31 protein-coding genes and 1 riboswitch are annotated in these 26,443 nt (G+C 32.9%); of the genes, 11 read left to right on the forward strand and 20 right to left on the reverse strand.

Annotated elements, in window-relative coordinates; all coding sequences use genetic code 11:
• Window positions 1-96 precede the first annotated feature (96 nt).
• Window positions 97-273 carry a toll/interleukin-1 receptor domain-containing protein gene (locus tag D8M03_RS17630; protein WP_170148373.1) on the reverse strand — a complete coding sequence of 59 codons (177 nt, stop codon included), beginning with the start codon at window positions 271-273 and terminating at the stop codon, window positions 97-99.
• A gap of 282 nt (window positions 274-555) precedes the next feature.
• On the opposite strand from D8M03_RS17630, the gene D8M03_RS03390 reads away from it, so the two are divergent.
• A complete protein-coding gene (locus tag D8M03_RS03390) occupies window positions 556-1,755 on the forward strand; it encodes a hypothetical protein (RefSeq protein WP_147404811.1) in 1,200 nt (399 codons plus the stop codon).
• A 138-nt stretch (window positions 1,756-1,893) separates the two neighbouring features.
• The gene (locus D8M03_RS03395; RefSeq protein WP_121213272.1) at window positions 1,894-2,481 is read left to right on the forward strand and encodes a helix-turn-helix domain-containing protein; all 588 of its coding nucleotides are present in this window, start codon (window positions 1,894-1,896) and stop codon (window positions 2,479-2,481) included.
• Window positions 2,482-2,602: 121 nt separating this feature from the next.
• On the opposite strand, the gene D8M03_RS03400 is transcribed toward D8M03_RS03395, so the two are convergent.
• The 3 genes from D8M03_RS03400 to D8M03_RS03410 form a co-directional block, all read right to left on the reverse strand.
• The gene (locus D8M03_RS03400) at window positions 2,603-3,622 is read right to left on the reverse strand and encodes a DUF4238 domain-containing protein (RefSeq protein WP_121213273.1); all 1,020 of its coding nucleotides are present in this window, start codon (window positions 3,620-3,622) and stop codon (window positions 2,603-2,605) included.
• A gap of 519 nt (window positions 3,623-4,141) precedes the next feature.
• Complete coding sequence (locus tag D8M03_RS03405) at window positions 4,142-4,747, reverse strand: superoxide dismutase (protein ID WP_121213274.1); 606 nt, start codon at window positions 4,745-4,747, stop codon at window positions 4,142-4,144.
• Window positions 4,748-4,952: 205 nt separating this feature from the next.
• Window positions 4,953-5,432, reverse strand: coding sequence for a DUF456 domain-containing protein (locus tag D8M03_RS03410; RefSeq protein WP_121213275.1), 480 nt, complete (start codon window positions 5,430-5,432; stop codon window positions 4,953-4,955).
• 120 nt (window positions 5,433-5,552) lie between these two features.
• Here D8M03_RS03410 and D8M03_RS03415 point away from each other — a divergent pair, with 120 nt between their 5' ends.
• The 4 genes from D8M03_RS03415 to D8M03_RS03430 all read left to right on the forward strand — a co-directional run bounded on the left by D8M03_RS03415 (window position 5,553) and on the right by D8M03_RS03430 (window position 8,358).
• Window positions 5,553-6,062, forward strand: coding sequence for a DUF1189 family protein (locus D8M03_RS03415; RefSeq protein ID WP_121213276.1), 510 nt, complete (start codon window positions 5,553-5,555; stop codon window positions 6,060-6,062).
• A gap of 51 nt (window positions 6,063-6,113) precedes the next feature.
• Window positions 6,114-6,452 (forward strand): hypothetical protein, encoded by a 339-nt coding sequence (locus D8M03_RS03420; RefSeq protein ID WP_121213277.1) that lies wholly within the window; start codon window positions 6,114-6,116, stop codon window positions 6,450-6,452.
• Between the two features lie 208 nt (window positions 6,453-6,660).
• Window positions 6,661-7,770 carry a flavodoxin-dependent (E)-4-hydroxy-3-methylbut-2-enyl-diphosphate synthase gene (gene ispG, locus D8M03_RS03425; RefSeq protein WP_121213278.1) on the forward strand — a complete coding sequence of 370 codons (1,110 nt, stop codon included), beginning with the start codon at window positions 6,661-6,663 and terminating at the stop codon, window positions 7,768-7,770.
• A gap of 12 nt (window positions 7,771-7,782) precedes the next feature.
• A complete protein-coding gene (locus D8M03_RS03430; protein WP_121213279.1) occupies window positions 7,783-8,358 on the forward strand; it encodes a hypothetical protein in 576 nt (191 codons plus the stop codon).
• A gap of 186 nt (window positions 8,359-8,544) precedes the next feature.
• Here D8M03_RS03430 and D8M03_RS17635 read toward each other — a convergent pair whose 3' ends face one another.
• Window positions 8,545-8,685, reverse strand: coding sequence for a hypothetical protein (locus D8M03_RS17635; RefSeq protein WP_170148374.1), 141 nt, complete (start codon window positions 8,683-8,685; stop codon window positions 8,545-8,547).
• 151 nt (window positions 8,686-8,836) lie between these two features.
• Here D8M03_RS17635 and D8M03_RS03435 point away from each other — a divergent pair, with 151 nt between their 5' ends.
• Together D8M03_RS03435 and D8M03_RS03440 are read left to right on the forward strand one after the other, a co-directional pair.
• Window positions 8,837-9,340, forward strand: a complete 504-nt coding sequence (locus D8M03_RS03435; protein ID WP_121213280.1) for a hypothetical protein — start codon at window positions 8,837-8,839, stop codon at window positions 9,338-9,340.
• Window positions 9,341-9,469: 129 nt separating this feature from the next.
• Window positions 9,470-11,617 carry a putative bifunctional diguanylate cyclase/phosphodiesterase gene (locus D8M03_RS03440; RefSeq protein WP_121213281.1) on the forward strand — a complete coding sequence of 716 codons (2,148 nt, stop codon included), beginning with the start codon at window positions 9,470-9,472 and terminating at the stop codon, window positions 11,615-11,617.
• Window positions 11,618-11,660: 43 nt separating this feature from the next.
• Here D8M03_RS03440 and D8M03_RS03445 read toward each other — a convergent pair whose 3' ends face one another.
• Entirely contained in the window at window positions 11,661-12,299 is a 639-nt protein-coding gene (locus tag D8M03_RS03445; RefSeq protein WP_121213282.1) for an alpha/beta hydrolase, read from the reverse strand.
• A 155-nt stretch (window positions 12,300-12,454) separates the two neighbouring features.
• Here D8M03_RS03445 and D8M03_RS03450 point away from each other — a divergent pair, with 155 nt between their 5' ends.
• Window positions 12,455-13,831 (forward strand): L-cystine transporter, encoded by a 1,377-nt coding sequence (locus D8M03_RS03450; RefSeq protein WP_121213283.1) that lies wholly within the window; start codon window positions 12,455-12,457, stop codon window positions 13,829-13,831.
• 370 nt (window positions 13,832-14,201) lie between these two features.
• Window positions 14,202-14,801 (forward strand): hypothetical protein, encoded by a 600-nt coding sequence (locus D8M03_RS03455; RefSeq protein WP_147404812.1) that lies wholly within the window; start codon window positions 14,202-14,204, stop codon window positions 14,799-14,801.
• 43 nt (window positions 14,802-14,844) lie between these two features.
• Here the strand turns inward: D8M03_RS03455 and D8M03_RS03460 are convergent, their stop codons facing one another.
• The 11 genes from D8M03_RS03460 to D8M03_RS03510 all read right to left on the reverse strand — a co-directional run bounded on the left by D8M03_RS03460 (window position 14,845) and on the right by D8M03_RS03510 (window position 22,027).
• Window positions 14,845-15,162: a heme oxygenase gene (locus tag D8M03_RS03460; protein ID WP_121213285.1), complete on the reverse strand. Its 318-nt coding sequence runs from the start codon at window positions 15,160-15,162 to the stop codon at window positions 14,845-14,847.
• A gap of 23 nt (window positions 15,163-15,185) precedes the next feature.
• A complete protein-coding gene (locus tag D8M03_RS03465) occupies window positions 15,186-15,860 on the reverse strand; it encodes a hypothetical protein (RefSeq protein ID WP_121213286.1) in 675 nt (224 codons plus the stop codon).
• The gene (locus tag D8M03_RS03470; protein ID WP_121213287.1) at window positions 15,857-16,351 is read right to left on the reverse strand and encodes an ECF transporter S component; all 495 of its coding nucleotides are present in this window, start codon (window positions 16,349-16,351) and stop codon (window positions 15,857-15,859) included. Before D8M03_RS03470 ends, D8M03_RS03465 begins: the two co-directional genes overlap by 4 nt.
• Window positions 16,344-16,766: a bifunctional adenosylcobinamide kinase/adenosylcobinamide-phosphate guanylyltransferase gene (locus tag D8M03_RS03475; RefSeq protein WP_121213288.1), complete on the reverse strand. Its 423-nt coding sequence runs from the start codon at window positions 16,764-16,766 to the stop codon at window positions 16,344-16,346. The genes D8M03_RS03470 and D8M03_RS03475 overlap by 8 nt, the downstream gene beginning before the upstream one ends.
• Complete coding sequence (locus D8M03_RS03480; protein ID WP_121213289.1) at window positions 16,718-17,317, reverse strand: histidine phosphatase family protein; 600 nt, start codon at window positions 17,315-17,317, stop codon at window positions 16,718-16,720. Before D8M03_RS03480 ends, D8M03_RS03475 begins: the two co-directional genes overlap by 49 nt.
• Window positions 17,290-18,063, reverse strand: coding sequence for an adenosylcobinamide-GDP ribazoletransferase (gene cobS / locus D8M03_RS03485; protein WP_121213290.1), 774 nt, complete (start codon window positions 18,061-18,063; stop codon window positions 17,290-17,292). The genes D8M03_RS03480 and cobS overlap by 28 nt, the downstream gene beginning before the upstream one ends.
• Before the next feature lie 13 nt (window positions 18,064-18,076).
• Window positions 18,077-18,637, reverse strand: a complete 561-nt coding sequence (locus D8M03_RS03490) for a bifunctional adenosylcobinamide kinase/adenosylcobinamide-phosphate guanylyltransferase (protein ID WP_121213291.1) — start codon at window positions 18,635-18,637, stop codon at window positions 18,077-18,079.
• Between the two features lie 42 nt (window positions 18,638-18,679).
• On the reverse strand, window positions 18,680-19,621 hold the full coding sequence (locus D8M03_RS03495; protein ID WP_121213292.1) for an ABC transporter substrate-binding protein: 942 nt from the start codon (window positions 19,619-19,621) through the stop codon (window positions 18,680-18,682).
• A 134-nt stretch (window positions 19,622-19,755) separates the two neighbouring features.
• Window positions 19,756-19,912, reverse strand: a riboswitch (cobalamin riboswitch).
• 84 nt (window positions 19,913-19,996) lie between these two features.
• Window positions 19,997-20,407 carry a Fur family transcriptional regulator gene (locus D8M03_RS03500; RefSeq protein WP_121213293.1) on the reverse strand — a complete coding sequence of 137 codons (411 nt, stop codon included), beginning with the start codon at window positions 20,405-20,407 and terminating at the stop codon, window positions 19,997-19,999.
• 6 nt (window positions 20,408-20,413) lie between these two features.
• Window positions 20,414-21,265, reverse strand: a complete 852-nt coding sequence (locus D8M03_RS03505; protein WP_121213294.1) for a metal ABC transporter permease — start codon at window positions 21,263-21,265, stop codon at window positions 20,414-20,416.
• 15 nt (window positions 21,266-21,280) lie between these two features.
• Window positions 21,281-22,027, reverse strand: coding sequence for a metal ABC transporter ATP-binding protein (locus D8M03_RS03510; RefSeq protein ID WP_121213295.1), 747 nt, complete (start codon window positions 22,025-22,027; stop codon window positions 21,281-21,283).
• A gap of 136 nt (window positions 22,028-22,163) precedes the next feature.
• Between D8M03_RS03510 and D8M03_RS03515 the strand changes: the two genes are divergently transcribed.
• Window positions 22,164-22,415, forward strand: coding sequence for a DUF2624 family protein (locus D8M03_RS03515; RefSeq protein ID WP_121213296.1), 252 nt, complete (start codon window positions 22,164-22,166; stop codon window positions 22,413-22,415).
• A 32-nt stretch (window positions 22,416-22,447) separates the two neighbouring features.
• On the opposite strand, the gene dacB (D8M03_RS03520) is transcribed toward D8M03_RS03515, so the two are convergent.
• The 3 genes from dacB (D8M03_RS03520) to D8M03_RS03530 form a co-directional block, all read right to left on the reverse strand.
• On the reverse strand, window positions 22,448-23,887 hold the full coding sequence (gene dacB / locus D8M03_RS03520; RefSeq protein ID WP_245987443.1) for a D-alanyl-D-alanine carboxypeptidase/D-alanyl-D-alanine endopeptidase: 1,440 nt from the start codon (window positions 23,885-23,887) through the stop codon (window positions 22,448-22,450).
• A 182-nt stretch (window positions 23,888-24,069) separates the two neighbouring features.
• Window positions 24,070-25,497 (reverse strand): D-alanyl-D-alanine carboxypeptidase/D-alanyl-D-alanine endopeptidase, encoded by a 1,428-nt coding sequence (gene dacB / locus D8M03_RS03525; RefSeq protein ID WP_121213297.1) that lies wholly within the window; start codon window positions 25,495-25,497, stop codon window positions 24,070-24,072.
• Window positions 25,498-25,554: 57 nt separating this feature from the next.
• On the reverse strand, window positions 25,555-26,442 hold the full coding sequence (locus D8M03_RS03530; RefSeq protein WP_121213298.1) for a deoxyribonuclease IV: 888 nt from the start codon (window positions 26,440-26,442) through the stop codon (window positions 25,555-25,557).
• Window position 26,443 lies beyond the last annotated feature (1 nt).

Consider the following 26,443-nt stretch of genomic DNA (forward strand, 5'->3'; position numbering starts at 1 on the left):
ATCTTTACTGGAGAAAGCTATCGATACCGTAATTCTAGTATTCGAAAATAAGTAAAAATAGTGTTGGCAAGTGGTCGCAAAATTAATGACCATTTATTACATTTTTTGATTGCCAAATGCAATTTGAGATACTTCAAACATACAATTTACAGATTCTAAATAGTTTTCACTTATAAGCAAAATTACATGATCAGTTATTTTTATTTTTTTCATAAACTCCATAATATCAGATGAATGAGTGAGTTTATCGCGGTCGCGTATTACATGTTTCAAATTGTTCTAATTTCCTTTGAACTAAATTAGCTTCCTCACTATCATTCCAACTATAAGATAGAAATATTTGCTTAGATTCAACCACGTAGAACACCTCATTTTTTTGTTTATCAAATAATTTTCTCAATAGTTATCAGAATCGGCTTCAGCAAAAAAATCGCCTCAATTTTGACTATATGTACATTGTAGCTTGCTTCTACCTAAATTACAAAATAAGGTAAAATAAATCCAACGAAATTCACTACTAATATTCCAACATAATAGCGAAAGGATATGATTCAATTGAAAATTACTCGAACTTCACTTTATGAAAAAATCTGGACCATTGGCGTTTCTAAAACCGCTAATGAACTACGGGTACCTTACAATAAGCTAAAAATCGCCTGTACAGAGCACAATATTCCACTTCCAACGCAAGCTTATTGGGGACTACTGTATATGGGGAACGAGAAACCCGATAGAACGCCTTTACCGAATCCAGAATATGATTCCGTCATCTTTATAGAAACTGTAAGAAACGCCATTAAAAAAGATTTTATAGCTCCAGCTTCTGACGAACAAACAGTAACTGTGCCAGCACCACCAAAAGAAACCAAAACTAATAATCCATTACCAATTGCATTTGAATATTTTACACCCGAAGAACAAAATGTTTTACTGACTGCATACCATTCATTAAAAATGACAAAGTCACTATCTGCAAAGCCTCATAAGGAAATCATTAAATATAAAAGTTTGATTAAAAATAGAGGTAAATTTTATAATCGCCAATCATTTAAGGCATTAATCCAATCTGGAGCTGATGATATTTTTCCAGAAGCCCTGATTTTTATAGATAGCTTATTTAAAGCACTTGAAAAAGCAAATGCAACGATTGTTGTAAACGGTAACGAAACTAAAGTTCACTATAAACACTATTTATTTACATTAAGATTTAGAGCACCTTCTACAAAAGTCACTCTAACACCTGATGACAAAGAATATGAATCCCGTAGAACTTTTAAATATGTTGTAAAAGGAATCTTAAACATCGAAATCGATCGAAATGAGCGTGGGCATACAAACTTTCCTCGGACTACTACTGTTACACAGAAAGTTAATGAGCCTTTCGATGAACTACTAAAAAAATTATTTATTAAAATCTTTTCTCTTGCACCAATTGACGATGAAGTACGACGATTGCGTTTAATAGAAGATGCGGATGAACAAAAATGGTTAGAAGAAAAAGCACGTCTAAAAGCAATTCATGCAAATGAATTAGCTAAAACAGAATCACTTATTACTAATAGCATAAATTATTTTTTATTCAAATTAATCAAATCTTACATTAATGCTGAGATAGACACCGATTCAGAGGAATATGATTGGGCCGTTAATAAAGCCAATTGGATTAAAAATTCTGCTGAGCGACCTGATAAAATCCTTGGAGAAGAAGATAAAATCAAATTAATAAATCTATTTGTAAACGGTGGATTAAAATAAAATCTTCATCTCAGAAAATTTCTTAATCTTAAGGTTAGTGGCATTTATCTGTCTGGTTTCTGTCGCTTTTCTGTCCTTAATTTATATTCAATATGCTTTTACAATGAAATCATCAAATTAGTTAGGAGGAAAACAACAATGAATATTGGCAAAAAAATTCAAGCATTAAGAAATTCAAAACTTTGGACTCAAGAGCAATTAGCAGAAATGGCTGGCGTTAGCGAACGTACAATTAGTAGACTGGAGAACGGTGAAAAGATTGGAAAGTTCAGCCTCCAAAAAATTATGGATACTTTGAACACAACATTAGAGGCACTTGAAGAAATGACAGTTGAAAATGAGCAACCCACTATTCCAACTGAAGTTAATATTTCATACCGCATAAATAACGCAAGAGAGCTAATGCGTCTTATACCCGATACGCATATGTATGGGTATGATTATCACGACTGCATCACAGAAGAACAAGTTGAAATAGCGCAAAATTTTCTAACATCTGTTGGAGATGCAATCGATATTTGGAGCATGCTTGAATTAGCAGAACGATTCAATCTTGAAAATCTTTTAGGTGAATTAATGACTGATTTGGAGAAATTAGACCTTTGGGTATTCGGAAGTAGAAAGGTTAATAAAGATGATTGGGCTACTACAATTATAGAAATTTACTCTAAAGATAATCCATTAATTCAAAAAGCGCATTTAGATGCAAGTTTGATTACTAAATAAAAATATTCATGTAAATAAAAGCAGAAAGTTCATTGAAATTATCACTTGAATTTTCTGCTTATTTTAAATGAAATCAACCTTTTGTTCTATTTAATCTAAAATGAGGTTAAACATTGGGAATTTATATTTTTCTCCCACCAGCAAATATTTCTACTCTGTTCCTATGTTTTAAAATTTGCGGGTTAGATTTCTTTATTTCCTCAATTAATTCAAATTTTTCTTCGGAAGTATAAATTTGTTTATAAGAATCTTTTATTTGTAGCCAGTTATAGAAATTCACATTTTCACCATTGAGTTCAGTAAAAGTATTCTCTATATCCTCAAAATCTTTAAAGTATTCTCTTTCTCTGATAATAATAATTAACTCTTCACTAATTGGAAAAGCAATTTCAATTCCTTGTGATGCAATTCCTGAATTACTTCTAAAAGACTCATTCTTATGAGGATATCTGACAACAGGATTATCTGACGTGTAAAATGGCGTATTACTTCTATTTATCCCTATAAACCATATATGTTTATTTAAAGTCAATGATAATTCTGGTAAAGCATCACTAAAGATGAAAGAAGCATGAGTTAAACTATTATATTTTTCATTTCTATCTACTTGAAATGATCCTAACTTGTAATCAGGAATATCATTTTTAGCAAATTCATCTACTAAATATTGTGTAAATCTTTGCTCCATATCCAAATAAGTATCTCTAAAATCTCTCGTTCTCATTAATTGAAAAATTAAATGGTGAGATAGCTTAAATTTTTCTAATAAGTTAATTGCAAGCGATTCTTCTGGTTTAGGACAAAGTTTAAATCTACTGCGAAGATTATTTAATAAGCCATGGAACTCACCTTCTAATTCAGAAAAATGTTTCTCTACAGGCTGTTCGTCTATTTCTCCAAGTTCTGTAATCTTTTCATTTGCAGTTATTTCATCCATTTCTTCCATTAGATCTTCTTTAATTTCTTCTAATTCAGGAAAATCATAAAAAAATCGAGATGAAGCAACACCCTCTATATTTGAAGAAAAATATTTATCGTTCTCTTTATCGTATACATTAATCTGATAAGCCTTATTCTTTTTATTCGCAAAATATTTCAAATAAGACCTTGGCACATAATGTTGATTTTTAACTTTCCCCATATTATCACCTCATTTTTTATATGTAATATTTTTACATACAACTTACACTTTCACCACAAAATTGTCTATATGTAAAATCTTTTTTCTTAATTCCTACTATGTATTCCTGTAATTAAGTCCTTCCCTCCCCCAAAACCCCACCAACCCCTTACCACTACAGGCTTCAAGGCTATTTTTCTTACATTTAATCTGTAATTAAGTTCGTACCCGAAATAGGCTTAAGATTGAAGATTTTAGAGCTTAGCACGGTCATTTTTAGGGGCAAAAATGATATTAAGTTCTTCCCTGAGTATGGATAAGATTTTAGCGCTTAGATAATAGCAGAGAGCTACGCTCTTGCACCTACAATCGTTGATATACCAATAAAAAAAGGACCACACCGCGCACAATAAATTGTACGAGTATGATCCTTATTTTGCTTCCAATCTAACCTCTTACCCTTACTTCGGGTACCAACTTAGTATCAGCAGGTACCAACTTTAGAAGATGGGGAAAGACTTAGTTACGGAAAGATACTTATTATTTCGCAGCAGCAAATTTTTCTGCTACAACATCCCAGTTTACTACATTCCAGAATGCAGAAATGTAGTCAGGACGACGGTTTTGGTAGTTTAAGTAGTAAGCATGCTCCCAAACGTCTAAACCTAAGATAGGTGTTTTACCTTCCATAACAGGAGAATCTTGGTTTGGTGTTGAAGTGATAGCAAGTTCGCCACCATCTACTACTAACCAAGCCCAACCTGAACCGAAACGGCCAGCCGCTGCTTTAGCAAATTCATCTTTGAATGCATCTAAGCTACCGAATTTAGATTCGATTGCAGAAGCTAATTCGCCAGAAGGTGTGTTAGAACCACCTGGAGCTAGGATTTCCCAGAATAATGTGTGGTTAGCATGGCCACCACCGTTATTACGAACTGCTGTTTGTTTGTCAGCAGGAAGCGCATCAATATTAGAAATTAAATCTAGTAAATCTTTGCTAGCAAATTCAGTTCCTTCTACTGCTGCATTTAAGTTTGTTACATAAGTATTGTGATGTTTAGAGTGGTGAATCTCCATAGTTTTAGCATCGATGTGTGGTTCTAATGCATCATATGCGTAAGGTAATTGTGGTAATTCAAAAGCCATAATATATTTCCTCCCTTAAATAAATCAATGTTGATTACCTTTCTAGGTTATCAAACTTTAGTAATCCATTCAATTATTTTACACCGAACATTAACAATTCAGCCTTTTGACGGAAAAGATGGTGTCTATTAACTGGATGGTCTCTAATGAATGACACTCCCTACATAATTTAGGCTGATATAATTAAACTTAAACCTTTAAAATGTCAAATTGTAATAAAAAATATAACAATCATGATGACTTGGATTACTCCCTTGGTTGCAACTGAAGTTAAAAAACCGACAAGTGATCCAATTCCTGACTTTAGTGCAGCTTTAAACTCAGATTTTGTCACAAATAATTCTCCAATGACTGCACCTAAAAATGGCCCAATTAAAATACCTACAACCGGGATAATAAATGGTCCTACTAATAAACCAATTGTGCTTCCCCACATTCCGGCTTTTGTTCCACCAAATTTTTTTACTCCAATTAAGTTGGAAATTGAATCTGCTGCAAATAAAAGTATGACAAATAAAATTTCAACGGACCAAAATAACCAACCGAGTTCTGTAAATGAAAAGAACATTCCATAAACAATAAAGCCTAATAAAATAAATAACACAGATGGAATAATTGGGTAGATTAATCCTACAAAGGCAATGACGAAACTTAAAATAATAATTATCCAAGCGATTATTTCCAAAAAAACATCTCCTATTTTAATTTACCACTTATTTACGAAATAGTAAGAAGAAAAGATTCATTCGATTATTTATTTAACCTTGCCATTGTTCATGGTACACTTCTTTTTGGAGGAGAATTTATGGTTAAACATTCACAACTTTTCATTGATAGCTTATTACATCCCAAAAAATTAGCAGCTTACCGGCTATTATCCATTGGTAAAACCATTCAATATGTATTTTTATTAATAGCATTAGTTACTATTTTTTCTTTTATTCAATTTCTTACTGGTGTTTCAACTATTTCCTATAGTATAGAAGGTTTAACAGAATACATAGAAGATATTCAGTGGTTACTCTATCCATTTGCGATTTTATTTTTAATTTTAACTACTACTGTTCTATTATTTGGAAGAATTAGTATTTACGCCTTTGTTGGAGTAGTTATTTTAAAAGTAACGAATCGCCGAGGGGAATATCGTCACATGTGGCGAACTGCTGCATTGGCGAACACTTGGTCAACACTGTTATCCATTATATTTACAACCCTACAATTTACTGGCACGATCCCTACTTTAATAGGAATCGTAATCACGATTATCCTACTGTTTATCGCTTCTACTAAATATCCAAAAATACCAAAAAAATAGTATGCATGAATCCCCCTTCTCTTCATATAGTGAGAGAAAGGAGGGATTTTAATGAGATTTCTAATATTTACAGTTGTTTTCTTTCTAGTAGCAGCTGTGATTAAAATAGATTTAACAGAAGGAACTGTTCCTCTTGCAGCTTTTGATGACTCGCAAGATTTAATATGTAATGAACAAATCTCAGTTCAATCCATTTCAGTCCTTACAACTGAAGGTGAATCCGTACAAAGTTTATTTGCTGCATATCCATCAGAAGTGAAAATCTCACTTCCTGAACGTATGGCGCATTTTTATAAATTAAACCCACATCTAAAAAAACAAGCGATGGTTCCAGGTGAACTAGTAAAAGTCCCTATTTATCATCAACGTGTTCAAGAGTGCTCCAGATAGCGAAACTTTTATGAATTAATTAACGTCCTTTATTTTAAATTAATATGACAATAGTAACTTTATAGCGAACATTATTATGTTACTTTTTCTTCATAGAAAAAAATATAGCGTTTCTTCCTTGTCCTTGTTTACCTACACTGATAAAATAACTAAAGTGTGGTACGACATTTCTTTAAAATACGTACCTTTATAAAAGGAGAGAATCTTCATGAGTGAACTAATTCACCGTTCAAAAACGCGTCCTGTACGTGTAGGTAATTTAACGATTGGTGGTAGTAATGAACTATTCATCCAAAGTATGTGTACAACAAAAACACATGACGTTGAAGCAACGGTAGCTGAAATTCTTCGTTTAGAAGAAGCAGGTTGTCAAATTGTTCGCGTAGCTGTTCCTGATGAACGTGCTGCAGATGCAATTGCTGAAATTAAAAAACGTATCCATATTCCGTTAGTAGCGGATATTCATTTTGACTATAAGCTAGCTTTAAAGGCAATTGAAAATGGAATTGATAAAGTACGTATCAATCCAGGAAATATCGGTCGCCGTGAAAAAGTTGAAGCAGTAGTAAATGCTGCAAAAGCTAAAAATATTCCAATTCGTATTGGTGTAAATGCTGGTTCATTAGAGCGTCACATATTAGAAAAATATGGTTACCCTACTGCTGATGGAATGGTAGAATCAGCTCTACACCATATTAAAATATTAGAAGACTTAGATTTCCACGATATTATCGTATCAATGAAAGCTTCGGATGTTAACTTAGCAATTGAAGCTTATGAAAAAGCTGCAAAAGCTTTTGATTACCCATTACACTTAGGTATTACAGAATCAGGTACTTTATTTGCAGGTACAGTAAAATCTGCTGCTGGACTTGGAGCAATTTTATCAAAAGGTATTGGTAATACATTACGTATTTCCCTATCAGCTGATCCAGTAGAAGAAGTAAAAGTTGCACGTGAACTATTAAAGTCATTTGGTTTAGCTTCTAATATGGCAACATTAATTTCTTGCCCTACTTGTGGCCGTATCGAAATTGATTTAATCTCCATTGCAAATGAAGTAGAAGAATATATTTCTAAACTTAATGTTCCACTAAAAGTTGCTGTTCTTGGTTGTGCCGTAAACGGACCAGGTGAAGCACGTGAAGCAGATATCGGTATTGCTGGTGCTCGCGGAGAAGGACTTTTATTTATGAAAGGTAAAACTGTTCGTAAAGTTCCTGAAGCAACAATGGTAGAAGAATTGAAAAAAGAAATTGATAAATTAGCAGCAGAAATGGCTGAAAAGCGAGCTGAAGAAGAAAAATCTCTAAACTAGGAGGTTTTTATTATGTCACAATTTAAATCTCGTTTTGGTATCGATATTGATGGTACTGTGACAACACCTGATACACTTATTCCACATATTAACAAGCAATATAATACAAATATTGTGTTAGACGATGTGATTGAATATGATTTTCTAAGTGCTTTCCCTCATCCTGTCGATCGAAAAGAATTTGCTAAATGGTTTAAGGAAAATGAAGGATATATGTACTCCGTTAGTCATATCGCAAAAGATGCCAAAAAGATTTTAGACCAATGGCAACACCAATATGAGCTAATTTATATTTCGGCCAGAGATACAAGTGTTTTTCCAATTACACAAAAATGGTTTGAAGATCATCAAGTACCTTTCCATCATATTGATTTAATTGGTAGCCATGACAAACTTGAAGCTGCAAAAAAGCATCAAGTTGAAGTGTTTTTTGAAGACAAGCACGATAATGCTGTCATGTTAGCGGAAGAGTTAAAAATCCCAGTTATCTTATTTGATACACCATATAATCGGAAAGCTATTCCCAATAATGTCGTTCGGGTTAACAATTGGCTCGAAGCGAATAAATGGATTAAACAACATTTCTAATAAAAGGAGGTGTCCAAAAAGTAATAATTTTTTGGACACCTCTTTTCTTTCTTGATAAATATCTCTTATGAATTATTGTTCCTGCGGTGGTTGTCACCATCCTCGTCGCAATTTATCTGTGACGAAAGCGGTAGCGTCAGTTACAAAGGAGTTGTCTCAAAATGACTTTTCAGACAACTCCTTTTTCTATGCCTCTATATATTCCTCTAATATCCCTTTTTTCCATCGTTCTACAAACGTTTCAAATGGTATACCGTAAAGATTATAAATATCAAAATAGACAAAATACACACCTAATTTTTCTAAAACATCATCATCAATTTTCATTTCATCTTCCCTTCAAAACCTTTCTAAATTCTTTAAAGCTTGTACTAATTGCTGTTACAAAAAATTCATAATCGTCGATAATTCGATTCATTTAAAGTGGTACATTTCCGATAAGATAAAATTAACTTAGGATACTTTGGAGGTTTTAGTTATGCGAAAATTAATATCAATACTATTAACATCTATTTGTCTATTATTTCTAACAGCTTGTACTAACCAACTAACCGAAATAAAGAAAGCGATTTCAGGTATCGATTCTACTGCTAATAAAGCTGCCAATGCAATTTCAAAGGATGCTCATACTGTTCGTGCGATAGAAATTGAATATAAAAATGAAATATTTACAATCAATGATTTATTTGAATCTATTTTACGCGACATACAATGGGAATATGAAAATTTTAATGAACTACAAGAATTAAAAGTAAGAGGAACATGGAAAGAAAATCTATTCGAAAGTTATCAATTTACCGAAGAACAAAAGTCAAAATTAATAACAGAAGGAAAAGTTACAGTAGAATTTCAACTTATTGATAACCAAATCTCTTCTGATTCAGCAGTAGTAAAATTATCGTTAAATGGGGAAAAACTCGTAGATGAAACTGGGGAAAAAGCGCTAGAATTATTATATGATTCATATATTTCTACCCATTAAGTCTTAGTACCATAATTATCTATAGTTGATAAAATTTAAACTATTTTCAAATAATTCCCCTTTCCAATTACTAATTCTGATATACTTACTATACAATAGTTTAGCCTGTTTTTTGGGAGGAGAAGAATAATGGGTAATTCATACATGCCATTAAACAAGGAACAATTATTTTCATTCCTCTGTAATATTAGTGAACAATATCATATTGGAATAGCTATTGTTGATATAAATGACCCAAACTACCCGATTGTTTTTCTCAACAATGCATTTTTACACTTAACTGGATATGATAAAGATGAATTAATTGGAAGAAATATCACAACCCTTAAAGGTCAAAAAACGAGCGAGGAATCGCAAGAAGAATTTGAATATCATTTACTACATAAAAAACCATTCCGTCTTAATATATTACATTATCGTAAAGATAAAGTAGCCTTTTGGAATCATATAGCCTGCGAACCAATTAAAGATAATAAAGGGCACATTCAATATGCAGTACTTCATTGTAATGATATAACAGAATCGATGCTAGGAAAAATGCTCTCTAAATTAGAGCATGAAGTATATACTGATTTAGAAAAAGGCGTTGAGTTAGTAAATATATGTAAATTGATTACTAAACAAGTAGAACGTTATTATATCCGAGATATATTTAGTTCCATACATTTTGTTACAAGTCCTGATGAGATAAACCCGATTGCGAGTGGCTCTTTGTCATTAGAATGGGTAATGGAAAATCATAAAATGGACATTAACTCCACAGCGAGTTGTAATGAACGTGCCATTTACATTCAAAAACTAACAAATCATTCGAATCAATATATTGAAAGCGATGTAACATGTTGGACAAAACCCATCTATAATAATGAACAACAATTATTAGGGTACTTTTCAATGTATTTAAAAAATCATTCTGAACTTAGACAAGCTGATATTGACTTTTTAAATAAACTTTCTCCAATCATAGGATTATCGATAAAGTATGCTGAACAAAAACAACAGCTACAGAAACTTGCTTATTTCGATCTTTCTTCAGGAATCCCGAATTATAATTATTTTTATACAAAATTAAAAGAATGGGCAGAAGAAGGTATTAAAGGACATATTTTATTAATTCAACCAAGAGAGTATTCAAGCATAGTAGATTTATTTGGTAGGAGTATTGGTGATGAATTAATTGGTCAATTAATTCAAAGGCTAGAAAAGCATTATAATATCGATAATATCATTTATGGGCGTTTTTCTAATTCTACCTTCATCATCGCAACAAAATCATCATCAGAAGAAATTGATAACTTAGTTAAGAGACTATTTGAAATTACAAGTACGCCCTTTTCAATTGCGAAACGAGAGATTTTCATTTCCTTAAAAATTGGAATTGCTAATTTTGATGAAACAATTTCAATTGATGAAAGTATTCGTAGATCAGATATCGCCCTTACAAAATCTCGAAACCAAAAAGATGTAGAGGTTGCATACTTTGAGCCAGAAACTGATGAAAAAATTCAAAGAGAACTTGAGATTGTTAACCAACTAACATATGGACTTCAAAATGATGAATTTACTATCCATTTGCAACCTAAAGTTAACTTAATTACAGCTGAAATCGAAGGGTTTGAAGCGTTAGCACGTTGGTATTCTCCTGTATTAGGACCAATTTCACCAGCAGAATTTATTCCAATCGCTGAACATACAGGGAAAATTAGCCAACTCGATAATGTCATACTTAAGAAAGTGTTAAAGTTCCAAAATGAACGTAAAACAAAAGGTCTAAAAATAGTCCCGATATCCGTAAATATTTCTCCAGTCCATTTTTATCGCGAGTCTTTTGTAGAGGACTTCATTTCTTACGTTAATAAGTATGAAATAAGCCCAGAGTTCATAAAAATCGAAGTAACTGAAAGCGTTGAATTATTCGATTATCAAAAAGCGAAGGAAATATTAAGTGAGTTAAGAAAATTTGGATACGAAAGTTCGATAGATGATTTCGGTGTTGGTTTTTCAAGTTTGAGTTACTTACAACAATTACCGTTTTCTGAAATCAAAATCGACCGGAGTTTTATTAATGGCATTGAGGATAATGCCATGTATGCTGTAGTGCAAACAATTGTACAACTTGCTTCCAACTTAAAAATGCATGCAGTTGCTGAAGGAATTGAAACATTAGAACAGTATCAATTACTGCAAAAAATGGGTTGTCGCACTGGACAAGGCTATTACTTCCATAAACCAATGGCTATTAATGAAGCAGAAAGATTATTAGATACTATTAAATAAATTAAAACCGTAGTGTGATCGATTTCTCACTACGGTTCTTTTTCTAGTTTTTCAAATCTTCCTGAATAAACGTCACAAAGTCTGTTAAATTTTCTGGAGTAACCCCATGACCATCTGGGTAGGTTTTATACGTCACTTCCATTCCCTGTTCTTCAAAGAAGTTTCGACTATTTTCTCCCCAAGTAATTGGATAAACATAGTCAAATTCACCGTGAGAAATGAAAATTTTCGATTGCTGTGACGGCATTTTTGCATATTCAGACGTTACAAAGTCTGGAATAAACCCACTTAAAGAAACAGTTCCTCGGATAACATTTCCTAAAACGACAGTTAGAGTTTGTGCAACTACTGCCCCTTGATTAAATCCAACTAAATAAATTTTATCTTTATTTAAGTTAAACTCTTTAATTGCCTCTAAAATAAAATCCTTAGTATAAACAATCATCTGATCGAATACTTTTCGTTCAGGTTTTCCTTCTTCAGCAAATGTATAAAATGCGTAACCTGGAGAATGAGTAATCGGTCCTCTTAAACTAAAAATATGACATTTACCTTTAAATTGTTCAACTAGTTGAAGTAAATCATCTTCATTACTTCCTAAACCATGAAATAAAAAAATAGCAGGTATATTTCCCTCATTAGTATTAGGTTTTAAATGTTTAAATGTATATGGTGAATTCATTTGAGTAAACTTCCCTTTCGCTTTTAACTGAACTAATATTTCTATTTTAACAAAATAAATCTATTCATGCGATGGAAAACAAACTCGTTGAATAATGAATAAAAAGTAATGAATTCCTCATCATAAAATACAAGAAAAAATTAGGGGGATGGCTATTGTTTACTATAATCAATGTAATAGTATTATTACTAATCATATTATTTTTACAATATTTAAATAAAAAGCATGTTAAATTTTCGAATCGAGTCTTCATTGCGCTTATTTTAGGTATTATTTTAGGCCTTGTCCTTCAACTGATTTATGGCGCAACCTCTGAAGAAATTACTAATACCGTTGCGTGGTATAACATTATTGGAACTGGCTATGTAAAATTACTTCAAATGGTTGCAATGCCACTAGTTTTTATTTCAATATTATCTGCATTTACAAAATTAAAATTAGGTAATAATCTTGGAAAAATTGCGGGTCTCATACTACTTATTTTAGTTGGTACTACTGCAATCTCTGCTGGTGTTGGAATAACATCTGCATCCATCTTTAATTTGAATGCTTCAGAATTAGTGCAGGGAGATGCAGAAAAAGAGAGAGGTGCTTCATTAGAAGAAAAGTCTGCTGAAGTGACAACTTTACCTGAGCAAATTATTGAACTATTACCTGCTAACCCATTTTTAGATTTAACAGGTGCGAGGTCTACATCTACCATTGCAGTTGTAATCTTTGCTGCCTTTTTAGGATTCTCCTATTTACGTGTTGTTCGAAAAGATGAAGAAACATCTAAAACAATAAAGAAATTAATTGAGTCAATCTACTCATTAGTTATGGGTGTAGTTACGATTGTTTTACGTTTAACGCCATTTGGAATCTTGGCAATTATGGCTAGAACCGTAGCAACAAGTGATTTTGCTGCCATTTACAATTTAGGAAAGTTTGTTCTTGCTTCCTATGTTGCTCTGATCGTAGTATTTTTCATACATTTACTAATTATTTCACTTTCAGGATTAAGTCCAATCATGTATATTAAAAAATCCGCAGAAACATTATTATTTGCATTCACTTCACGCTCTAGTGCAGGGACATTGCCTTTAAATTTAAAAACACAAATCGATCGTTTTGGGGTACCCGATGGAATCGCAAACTTTGCAGGTTCCTTTGGATTATCAATTGGTCAAAATGGATGTGCAGGTGTGTATCCAGCAATGTTAGCGGTTATGATCGCGCCAACTGTTGGCATTAATCCACTTAATCCTTCTTTTATACTCACGGTTATTTTTGTAGTCGCCATCAGTTCATTTGGTGTTGCAGGAGTTGGTGGAGGGGCTACATTTGCAGCGATTATCGTGCTTTCCGCTCTCGATTTACCTATTGCATTAGCAGGTGTATTAATTTCGGTTGAGCCGTTAATTGATATGGGACGCACTGCACTGAATGTAAGTGGATCAATGGTTGCTGGAATTACGACATCCAGAGTAACTGGCGAATTAAATAAAGAAACGTATCAGAACCCCGTATTAAAGGAACTTGGAGAAGCGTAATTATTATAGAGCTGTTTAAACACTTTTTTCTAAAATGTTTAAACAGCTTTTTCACTTACAACCATACTCCCTCTTAAAAGAATCTCACAAAATTATATGAGTTAAATTACATAGCGAATTTTTGCTTATCATATTCTTTTCGATTAATTACTACATAAAATCACATTTTTACAACATTCATTTCACCCATATTTAGTTTTTTACTACTATATTTATCCCAATTTTTATTTAACGTGATTTCAAACTAGTTATTTAGTCTATATTTTGGTTTTTATGATTGTCAACCAATATCTATTTTAGGTAAACTGTTTAATAGATACTAAAATATTACATTTTTTAGATTTATTACTTACTATATAAAGGGGTGTTTATGATGTATCACGAAATCACTGTTGATAGAAGTCTATTTTATATCGAACAACATCATGTTGACACTTTCCTATCAATAGCAGAGAAATTAAAAGACTATTCTTATATCGTTAAAGACGGCGCAATGCCTCAGGAAGATGCTTGGATAGTAGCTTTTAATGCTTGGTTATTGTTACTTCCTGATGATCATATTATTATTCAATCCGTTGAAAAATCTCTTTATTATACATCAAACTATATTATTTATAATGCTTTAATAAAAGATGTTCATTTTCAAAATTTAAAACAACGGAAAGATGCTACCCCTGAATTTCTATACATAGTCTCTTTATTCTTGGCCTCCTCCTTAAACGATTGGATTTTATTCGTTATGGATAAATATAATTTATCCTACATGGCAGAGAAGAATAGAGAATTAAAATATTTTGATGCACTACAAGGAACAGAAAGTGAGATTCAAGATTTCTTAAAGGATCAATCCCTTTTTGTGAAAGCAGCGATTTTAGAATTGAAAACGGATTCTTTCTCTCAAATGCTAAAAAAATGCTCAGATGATGCTTATTTCTTTTATTTAGAAAATCTAATGAAACAAAAGATTTAAATTAAAAAGTCGCCTCAAAATGAATTGAGACGACCTTTTATTTTTATTTTGAAATTGTAGACACAATCTCTGCTACGACGATTTGGCTACTAATTACTGGGCTATTCGGATTTGGTCCATCAGAAGGACGTTTATGTGCTTCTTTAAAAGCATCACTATTTTTCCAAGCTTCAAAACCTTCCATATTTTCCCAAAACATCATTACACTTAACTCATCGTATTCTTCAAATTGAGTACTTACATGAACTTCTACTTTAATAAATCCTTCAAATTGTTGTAATGGACCTGGTTTTGTGAAATTAGGTGCCATTTTATGAGCCATTCCTTTTTTAACATTTATACGGTTAGTTACTGAATACATTTCATTCTCTCCTTAGACGATGATTATTTTATAATAAGCTTTTCGATTGGTGCTGTAATTGTATCAAAAAATTGACCTAGTTGTTCTCTATCAACGGCTACAATAACACAAGTTGATGGACCACCTGATTTTTCTAAAGGCAATGCACATTCAATTTCATTGTTTTTAAAAATTTTCTTACATTCCGCCTTAATTCCTTTAGAACCGACTGGCCATACATGTTTAATAATCCCGATTTTGATTAGTAGAATAAGTTCATTTAACTTTGCCACATCGGCCGGATTCATCACAACTTCTTCCCCTACTAGAGGTCGTCCAACAATAAACCAATCACAGTTTTCCTCATTTATTTCAAATGCTTTTTTTCCCACGACTGTTAAACTTAGTCCAGATTGCATTGAAGTGAAATTCGATTCTGTGGAACCATTTAGTGGGGGCATTTTTTCGCCTATTTCTTCAAACGCCTTTGCGAATCCTTTTTGATAATCAGCCCATGCGTCTTCACTTGTAAAGTTAGCTAAAAACAAATGTGTGGGCTGTGCTCCCGCGCACCATTGCTCTAATATTGAGACGCGTGCGGAGTAGTAGGCCGCTAATTCGTTAGGAACCTTAACGCAATCATGCTCTTTTTCACCGATACAACCAGAATTATCAATGGTTATTATCGTATCCCTATCAATTTTAATTGCATTTCTCATATATGTTTTACCTTTCCATTATTCAAAATTTTAACTAAAATTGGCATTATGATTAATACAATTATAACATTAATAACTGTTGCAACAAGTAAACTAGGTAATGCTGAGAAATAAAAAGCAGGTGAAATAATAAAGTAAAATGGCAATGGTGAGAGAATCCCATTGGCAACAATTAAAAAGATCCACTTTAAAATGGTGAAACCTTTTTTATGTAAAACATTAAATAAAGAAACAATGATAAACATTTCGATTGCAATTAAGATATGTAATGGCCCAAATGGAAATCCTGATGAATAGGCGGTTGCAAGGTGTCCTAAACCTCCAGCTAACCCAGAATAAATCGGTGGTAGGAATGCTACACTCATAAATGCTGGTGCCGAGTCTAATGCAGCTGTTGTAATAATTCCAGGCACTTTTATAAAGCTACCAATTACTGATAATGCTGCAATTAAAGCGGTTAATATCATTAATTTCAATTTCGAATTATTCATTAACATGACACTCCTTTATTATTTGTGGTATCCCGTACCATATACGAACAATTGAATTACTTTCTTCAAATAATCTTTGATATAATCTTCCACACGTATCCCTTAATTTACGTTGTTCTTTTTCTATAGGGACAACTCCTCTGCCAAGATCATTGCAAATACAAATGACATTCGTCTGTTTATCCAATTTTTTAATTGCCTCTAATAATTGATTTGCAATTTCATCCTCATCGAAATCAGTCATTCCTAAAATAATTTTCTCAAAATTACTTATTACTACATAGGCTTCTTTCGTGAATTGTGTTGAAGGTATTTCCCCATCAAAAAAATGAATAAATTTTTGATCAATATGTAGCAACGAATTTTTTACATAGGCCTTTTTTCCATTATAGGCTCCACCAATAATGACTCGCATCGTAGCCCTCCTTTTATTAAGTTAGGATTTGACCATTTTAATGTATAAATTGTGCGATGATTAACAGCAATTTCATTAAATGTTTGTTTAGATGGTCCAAATTCAGATAAAAGCAGTCGAATAACTCCCCCATGAACAACGAACGTGTATTCATGAGGTTGATTAACGATTTGTTTAAAACAAGCTAACACTCGATGTTTGAAATGTTTGAAGTTTTCTCCATTAGGTGGTGTAATTTGTTGTGGGCAATCAATCCATTCACGGTAAATAAGTAAATTTTTCAACTGATCATAAGTTTTCATTTCAAAATCGCCAAAATTAAGTTCACGTAATGGTGAAAAAGCTTTATATTCTGCAATAGGAAAATATAATTTTGCTGTCTCAACACATCTTTTTAAATCACTGCCATACACCAATTTAGACTGAAATGGAATGTGAAACGATTCGTGAATATCAAGTATCGATTCATCCGTCCATCCCAAATATTTTCTCATTGTATTTGCTTCCGTTTTCTCATGACGAATTAAATGAACAATAACAGAATTCCCCACAAAATTAACTCCATTCCTTCATATAGTGCACCCATTAAATCACCAGTCATGCCACCAAAATTCTTTAGTGTCCAAATTCGATAGATTGCTATAACACCAATCATCGATAGATATAAAATAAAGACAAGAGGCATTGAAAAATATGTAAAAATTGCAACTAATAGAATCGTATAAATTACAATTGCAGTCCACACATGTTTATTAATTACTTGCGACTTAAAATAAGCAGCTAAACCTGTTTGTTTGACGTTTTTCATTGTTAAGAAATAAATTAATATAGATATTCGACCTAAAAATGGAATGACTACAAAATAAACTAAATGATTCTCTAAATCTCTATTAAATAATTCATATAAAAAAGCCACTTTAAGAAGTAGTAACACAACTAAACAAATTGCCCCAAAAGCACCCACTCTGGAGTCTTCTAAAATTTCTAATCTCCGCTTTTGATCTTGGTAAGAAAAAAAAGCATCCCCAAGATCAATCCAACCATCTAAATGCAACCCACCAGTCATTACAATATTAGCTACAACTAGAATGATTGCTAAAAATAATGGTGAAAAATGAAAATACGAACCATTTAAGTAAACGATAAGTAAATTTGTACATCCCATTAATACACCCATAACTGGCATTAAAGCATACATCGAAGTCACTGTTTGTCGATCCATTGTCAATTGTTTTCGAACAGGTATTGAAGTGAAAAATTGAAATGTAAGTAGTAGACCTACCAAACTATTTTTCATTTAGGACACCACCTTATTTCCAACGTCTTATAATACTATAATCAATCTCATAAGCTTCATCACTTTGTGAGACAATCCACTGATGAAGTTCCCCTAGGAGTTTGCGGAACATGTTTACTTCTGCAAAATTAGATTGGGGCTCATCTAATACTTCATTTGACACAATGATTAATTTTATTTGTTTCTCATTCCAATGGGTTACATAGGACTTGAACCGATTTATATATTGATTAATTTTGATTATACGTTGTTGTTGTGAATGTTCGGTTTTAAATAACACGTTAGTCACCCATGTCGTAATGCAATCCCATACAACAACGTCATTTTGTTTGAATCCCATCATTTCTGGAGGAAAATCATCGGGGACTTCAATGGTTTGCCATACTTCATTTGACTTTGATCGATCTTCTTGATGACGCTTGATTCTCTTTTTCATTTCATCATCAAAGGCTACTCCAGAGGCAATATAAAAAAGGGATGCTCCCTCTTGCTTATTAAAAATTTCTAAAGCATATTTTTCTGCAAATGCACTTTTTCCACTTCTTACGCCACCTGTAATAAAAATAATTGTCATTGTTATCTCCTAAAATTTCCTTTGAATAGTTCTGCAAAAATATTATTCCTCAAATAAATCAGGATAAATGGATTTTGCAATAAGCTCGACTGCTTCGCCAATACGTGGACCTGGTCGATCTACAATATCTGCATTCAAATAGTATACTTCTTTTTTCTGTACAGCAGTAATCACATTCCAACCTGAACGAGATAAAATTTCAGTTACAGGATCTTCAATGTTAACTGTCGTAATTATTGCTTCTGGATTGCGATGTATTAAATCTTCTTCACTTACTGCAAACCAACCTTGTTGATCCCCATATAAATTTTCAACACCAGCACTTGTAATTAGTTCTTGTTGGAATGTTCCAGACCCTATCGACCAAATATCTGGTGCAGATGAAATTTCGAAATAAACTTTTTTCTTATCATCTATATTAGCTGTTTTCTCTTGAACAGCAGTTATTTTTGATTGAATAGTATCTACTACCTTCTGCCCCTCTTCTTCAACATCCATGACTTCAGAAATTTGTTTAATATCACCATAAACATCCTCTATTGTAGATGCAGCATCAATAACGAATACTTTCATTCCAACACTTTCTAATTGTTCCACTTGTGCATCATCACCTATTGAATAAGCGAAAATAACATCAGGGTTTAACTCTATAACTCGTTCATTATTTACAGTCAGTGTATCAGATACCCGTTCAATTTCTTTTGCTTGTTCAGGATATGTATCATAATCTGTAACACCGATTACTTTATCCCCCACACCTAATTCAAACAATATTTCTGTATTGCTCGGTTGAAGTGAGATAACTTTTTCTGGAACCGTTTCAAACGTTACATCCACACCACGGTCATCCTGAACAGTATAGGAACTTTCATTAGATGTAGATGTTGAGTCATTTTTTGCATTTTCATCAGTCTTTTCATTTGCACATCCTGCTAAAACTAGAGAGATGGCTATAGGAGCCAGCCATTTTTTATATTTTTTCATATTCAATTCCTCTTTCTCTTTTACTACATAATAAAAAAGCCACCCAAGAATGGATGGCATAACTCATAGAATATTTAAATGGTAATCTATATTCGAAAAATTTGCCGTACATTCTCTTTAGTTCCGAAGAGGGGTGTTACGATTAGAAAAAGGATGGTCTCCTGGCTCGTGTTTTTTTGAGAAATTTTTTATCTTTCTTATAATAAAACACATACAGTTGCGGACACAGCTTCGGCATCTCACCGAATTCCCCATTAAGCATGATTGTGCACCTTTTTCCTGCAAGAATATTCAATTATTAACTACTGTAACATATGAATTTTCAAAAAAATATAATTTTAACACAACTAATCATATTACGGTACTTTCGAGTAATTACTGGCACTCTGGACATTTACCGTAAATTTCAAACTTGTGGGATTCAATCGAATAATTTGGTAATTTTTCGTTCATCATCTCCATTGGACAAACTGGAATTTCTTTTACATTTCCACAATCCATACAAATAAAATGGTGATGATGATGCTCTGATTCACACTGCATACGGAAATTTCGTTCACCGTTTAATTCCGTTTCTTCTAAGATTCCTAACTCAACAAATGTAGCTAAATTTCGATAGATTGTATCAAAACTCATACCAGGATAATCTTTCTTTAAAACCGTTAACAAGTCCCGAGCCGTTAAATACTTATCGGATTCAGCAAACATATTTAATATTAATTCTCTTTTATCTGTTTTTTTATACCCGTTATTTTTTAAGATTTCCCATGCCCGTGTAATATTCACAATAACTTAGACCCTTTCTGCTTTCATTTTCATCGCTGCTTTTTTACCTAGTATCACAATTAATAAGATAAGGATGGATGTTACAACAATTGTTCCTCCTGGAGCGAGATTTAAATAAAACGCACTCACTAATCCTAAAATCACCGCGGCCTCACCAAAGAGAATGGAAAAAAGGATGGTTTGTTTAAAGCCTTTTGCAATACGCATACTTGCAGCTACTGGTAAAGTAATTAATGAAGAAACAAGCAAAATCCCCACAATCCGCATACTTGCAGCAATTACTAAAGCTACAACGACCATAAACAACAGATGAATCGTTTTCGCTGGTAAGCCACTTGCTTTTGCAAATTCTTCATCAAAAGATAAAACGAACATTTCTTTAAAGAAAGTATATAGAAAAAGAAAAACAACGATTGTAATGGCAATTACTACCCATAAATCTTGCCTCGATACTGCCGAAACAGAGCCAAATAAATAGCTCATAATATCTGTATTAAATCCACTAGCTAATGAAATGAAGATAGCACTTAATCCAATACCTCCTGACATAATAATCGGTATTGCAAGCTCTTCATAATGTTTGTATAACGTTCGAAGTCGTTCAATTAAAATTGATCCACTTACTGATGCTACAATACCTAAATAGATAGGATTAATAAGCGCTAACACAGTGAAGGTTTGACTTAAATATAAACTTCCTGCTATCCCTGCTAATGTTACGTGGGAAAGTGCATCTGCAATAAGTGACATTCTACGAACAACAATGAAAACTCCTAACAATGGAGCAATGATTCCTATAAGAAGCCCGGAGAAAAAAGCGTTTTGTAAAAACTCATAATTTATTATCGCATCTATCATATTGCCTTCTCCTCTTTAATGAATCTTTCTAACTGCATGGCCTTGCCATTTGTCTAATTGTTCTTGCGATATTTCATCAAACTCTTGTTTATATCCATGGAAATGTATTGTTTGATTTAAACATGCTACATGGCTTATTCGATTTGAGACTGTGTCAACATCATGTGTTACTAAAATAATTGTTATATTTTGTTCCTTGTTTAAGGAGTACAACATATCATAAAACGATTGGACATTTTCATGGTCAATTCCAACAGTAGGTTCATCCATTACTAAAATCTTAGGCTTAGCAATTAATGCTCTTGCAATAAAAACACGCTGTTGCTGACCACCAGAAAGTTCTCCAATATTTTTCTTGCTGAATCTTTCCATCCCAACTGCTTTTAAAGCATCTTGAACTTGTAATAGCGCATCTTTCGGGATACGTTTAAACATACCGACTTTTTTAGTAAGCCCACTTTTTACAACTTCTTCAACGGTAGCAGGAAAACCTGAGTTAAATGCATTGGACTTTTGTGAAACATAACCGATCCATTCTCTTTGACGAAAAGTTTCATTTGGTTGTCCGAAAAGTTTAATCTCTCCGGATTGGGGCTTTAATAACCCTAGTAATATTTTTAATAGAGTCGACTTCCCAGATCCATTTGGTCCAAGAATTGCAAGAAAATCCCCTTCATTTACCTTAAAAGAAATATTATTTAAAACTTGCGTATATTCATATTGAAAAGATACATTTTTCATTTCAATTATTGGTTCGCTCATTTAATCGCTTCTTTCTAATTCATAATCATTACGATTTACATTTTGATAGTATAGTTGATTATAAATTAAAAGTAAAGTATAGTAACTTGAAATTTTTGGCTTTCTTGAATTTTGCTTATTTTGAAAGGATGAAAATGTGAAGCAATTCGAATTAATTGAAGCTTTTTTATCGATGTCAGATAGGGAGATTGTCAAGTTTGCACGGCAATATGATGTGGATTTAACCATTGAAGAGGTAGTTAAATTACGTCCATTAGTAAATAAAGCAAATATTACTTGGGTTTTTACAGGTATCCCAAAATCCTTTTTAAAAGAAGTTGAAAAAATAATCGGAAAGAAAAAATTAAAAAAACTTCTACAATATTATGATTTATATAAACAAAGTTGAGGTTTACCTAAAATGGTAAACCTCAATTCTTTTTAATACAGTTGATAGATTTTCTTTACAACTGTATCAATATTACTTATTTTACTTGATGATTGATTTTGAGTCATAATTGCAAAGGCAAATGTACGACCGCTTTTAGCAGTAATATAGCCTGCTAGTGTATAAACTCCTGTAATGCTTCCTGTTTTTGCATGTACTTTACTTATGTAAGGTGCTTGAGTAAAACGTTTTTTTAGAGAGCCTCCAACTAAGCGTTCTTTTTGTCCCCCTACTGGTAATGCATTATAAAATATATTGTAATTTTGTTCATCGCGTACTTTTAGTAATAAAGATGTTAACTCATTGGTAGAAATACGGTTTTTATGGGACATCCCCGAGCCGTCTTCAAAATTCCAATTCCCCATATTTAAACCAAGTGTATTTCCATAGTCATTTAATACTTTCAATCCATAATTGATATGGCCTTTTCCGTATACTTCATGTCCCATTGTTTTCACTAAAATATCTGCAATACTGTTATTACTTAGCTTTAAGAATGGATTCATTAAAGTTTTTAATGGAATAGACGATTTTGTATAAAGTAATGTCGCATTTTCTGGAACTACTTTTCTCATTACATTACTTCTCTTTGAAAATTTTAAACCCGTACTCTCAAGTGCAATTTTAATTGAATGCAATGTATTGATCGTTGGGTCTTGTAACGATACCCAGTCTTTCGCAGAACTTCCAACAGGTAGACTACCAGTAATAACGATTTGATTTGTACGATATTTCCGTACGATTTTCACTGTATTTTTTTGACCTTTCCCAACCGTTTTCGCCTTATTTACAACTTGCATTCCACTTAAATTAGGCTCTGCAGATACAACTGGCGCACGGCCTACACTCGATGCTTTCACATTTACGATGATCGTACCAGAGTCATAATCGTCATTCGGTGACATGGTTAATGCTGATGTCCGAGCTCCATAATAATAGGTTTCATCTTCAGCTACTACACCAGGTGAAAGCTGAGACCCTGAAAATAGTGTGTCGTCTCCATAAATATTACCATTAATTGTTCGAATTCCATGACGTTTAAGTGTAACGGCAAAAGTCGAGAAGTCTTTTTTATTTAAAGTTGGGTCGCCCCCACCTTTTATGTATAAATTACCATTTAATACGTTATTATTTACTTCACCATCTATGTAAAGTTCTGTTTTAAACCGGTAATCTGGGCCCAATGTATCTAGTGCTGCTGATGCAGTTAATAGTTTCATTGTGGATGCAGGCTTTCGACCAATATCTCCGTTTCTTTCATATAATACTTTTCCTGATTCCAATGATCGTAAAGTAACACTAATGTTTGAGTTTCCTAAAGTACTTTGAACTGTAGCATCTAAACTACTTGCAGCTTGTGCATTATTTGCAAAAACTAAATTGCTTAGTAAGAGTGCAAATATAAGCATGTACATGGTAAGTCTCTTTTTCATAGCAACCTCCTATTTATTTAATATGACAGGGTTAAAAAATTTGAAATTTCATCTTTTTTATAAGAAGATTCCAATAATTTTTATAGCATAATATTACCATAGTTGATAGATTATAAATCTTTTTTACAAAAATTTGCATAAAAAAAGACCTAAAAGATAGTTTATTCAACATCCTTTAGGTATCAGTACTTAGCAATAATAGTTTTTACAACTTCATCAATCGAGTTTAGTGCAGGAGTAGATTGATTTTGCGTCATAATTGTAAATGCGTAGGTTTTCCCACTGTTTGCTTTTACATACCCTGCTAATGTATAAACTCCCGAAATACTACCCGTTTTTGCAACTACATGATTTTTATAGGGTTCAGTCAGAAATCGTTTTCTTAAAGAACCACCTATTAAACGGTCCTTACTACCTCCTACTGGTAAGCTATCGTAGAAAATTTTAAAACTTGGTTCATCTTTTACTTTTACTAGTAAGTGTGAAAGTTCATTAGCCGTAACTCTATTTTCATGAGAAATGCCAGAACCATCTTCTAAATACCAACGCTCCATGTTAAGCCCCATGGCAGTACCATATGCATTAAGAGCCTTTACTCCGTAATCCGTTCTTCCTTTCCCATAGGTTTCTTTTCCTATTGTTTTCACTAAAATATCTGCAATACTGTTATTACTAAGTTTTAAAAATGGAACAATTAAGTTTTTTAATGGAACTGAATGTTTAGCATAAATCAATTGTGCATCAATTGGTACCTTTCCCCTTTTTATTACATTTTGTGAAGTAAAGGTTATTCCCTTTTCCTCAAAAGTTTCTTTTATAGCATATAGTGTATTTATAGTTGGATCATATAAAGTGACCCAATCTTTAAATGGTTTTCCTAAAGGAATATTACCAGTGACGACAATTGTATCAGTTCGATATTGCCTTTCAATCTCGATGGTCGTTTCTTCACCTGCTACTACCGTTTTAGCTTGATTAATAAGATTCATTCCACTTAAACTTGGATCTGCTTGTATAATGGGCGCTTTTCCAATTGCAGAAGGTGTCACATGAATAATAATTGATCCAGCATCAAAATCATTATCCGGTGACATCGTTAACGCAGTTGTCCGCGCTGCATAATAATAGCTTTCATCTGAAGTTGCAACACCAGGCGTTAATTGTGAACCCGAAAAAACTGTGTCATCGCCATAAAGATTTCCTGTTACACTTTCAATTCCATAATGTTTTAATGCGTCTGCAAAGGCTTCGAAGTTGTGTTTTTGTAAGGTTGGATCCCCTTCACCTTTAATGTAAATATCCCCTTCTAACATCTTACCTTTCATTTCTCCATCAATATAAAGTTTCGTGTGAAAACGATAATTTGAACCGAGAATATCTAAGGCTGCTGCTGCAGTAAGCAACTTTAATGTGGATGCAGGTTTCATCGCTACTTCTCCATTTTTTTCATATAGAATTTCACCAGTTACTACATCCCGAACTGAAACACTAATATCGCTATTGCCTAATTGATTTTGAACAACAGGTTCCAAGTTTAATTTTGCAAGAGTAATGTTACTAGGTACGGTCAAAAGAAGTAATAAGCAAAGTATTATAATGCTCTTTTTCATCTATACCTCCTACAATAAAAAAATGCACTAAGCTTATTGTGCTCAGTGCATTTTTTATTAATCATTTAAGCTTTCAATTTCTTCTGGTTTATAATTTCCAGTTCGTAGCATTTCGATTTCGTATTTATATGGTGCTTTTTTATTTTTTGCATCCGATCCAACCCATGGTGTTTCTAAAATTTTTGGTATATCTTTAAACACTTCGTGGTGAACAATATTGTGTAGAGCTTCAAATCCGATATGACCAAAGCCGATATTTTCATGTCGATCTTTTCCTGCCCCACAAACGTTTTTACTATCGTTTACGTGAACCACTTTTATTCGGTCTAATCCAATAATTTTATCGAATTGCTCTAATACACCATCAAAATCGTTCACAATATCATAGCCAGCATCGTGGGTATGACATGTATCAAAACAAACAGAAAGACGTTCATTATGTGTAACACCGTCTATAATTTGAGCAAGTTCTTCAAAAGTTCTCCCTATTTCAGAGCCTTTTCCTGCCATCGTTTCTAAAGCAATTTGTACTGGGTGTTCTGTTGCTAACACTTCATTCAATCCTTCAATAATTTTGGCAATTCCTGCTTCCACTCCTGCGCCAACATGTGCACCTGGATGTAGAACGATTTGAGTTGCACCGATTGCGGCTGTACGTTCGATTTCTTTCTGTAAAAAATCTACACCTAATGCGAAAGTTTCTGGTTTTGTTGTATTTGCAATATTGATAATATAAGGTGCATGAACAACAATATTTGATAAGCCATTTTCTTTCATATGAGTAAGGCCAGCTTCTATGTTTAATTCTTCTATTGGTTTACGGCGAGTGTTTTGAGGTGCACCAGTATAGATCATAAAAGTAGATGCACCGTAAGAAGCAGCTTCTTTACTTGATCCAAGAAGCATATCTTTCCCACTCATCGAAACGTGTGAACCAATCAACATT

Origin of the sequence: Ureibacillus endophyticus (assembly GCF_003628435.1) — a bacterium.
Lineage (GTDB): Bacteria > Bacillota > Bacilli > Bacillales_A > Planococcaceae > Ureibacillus > Ureibacillus endophyticus.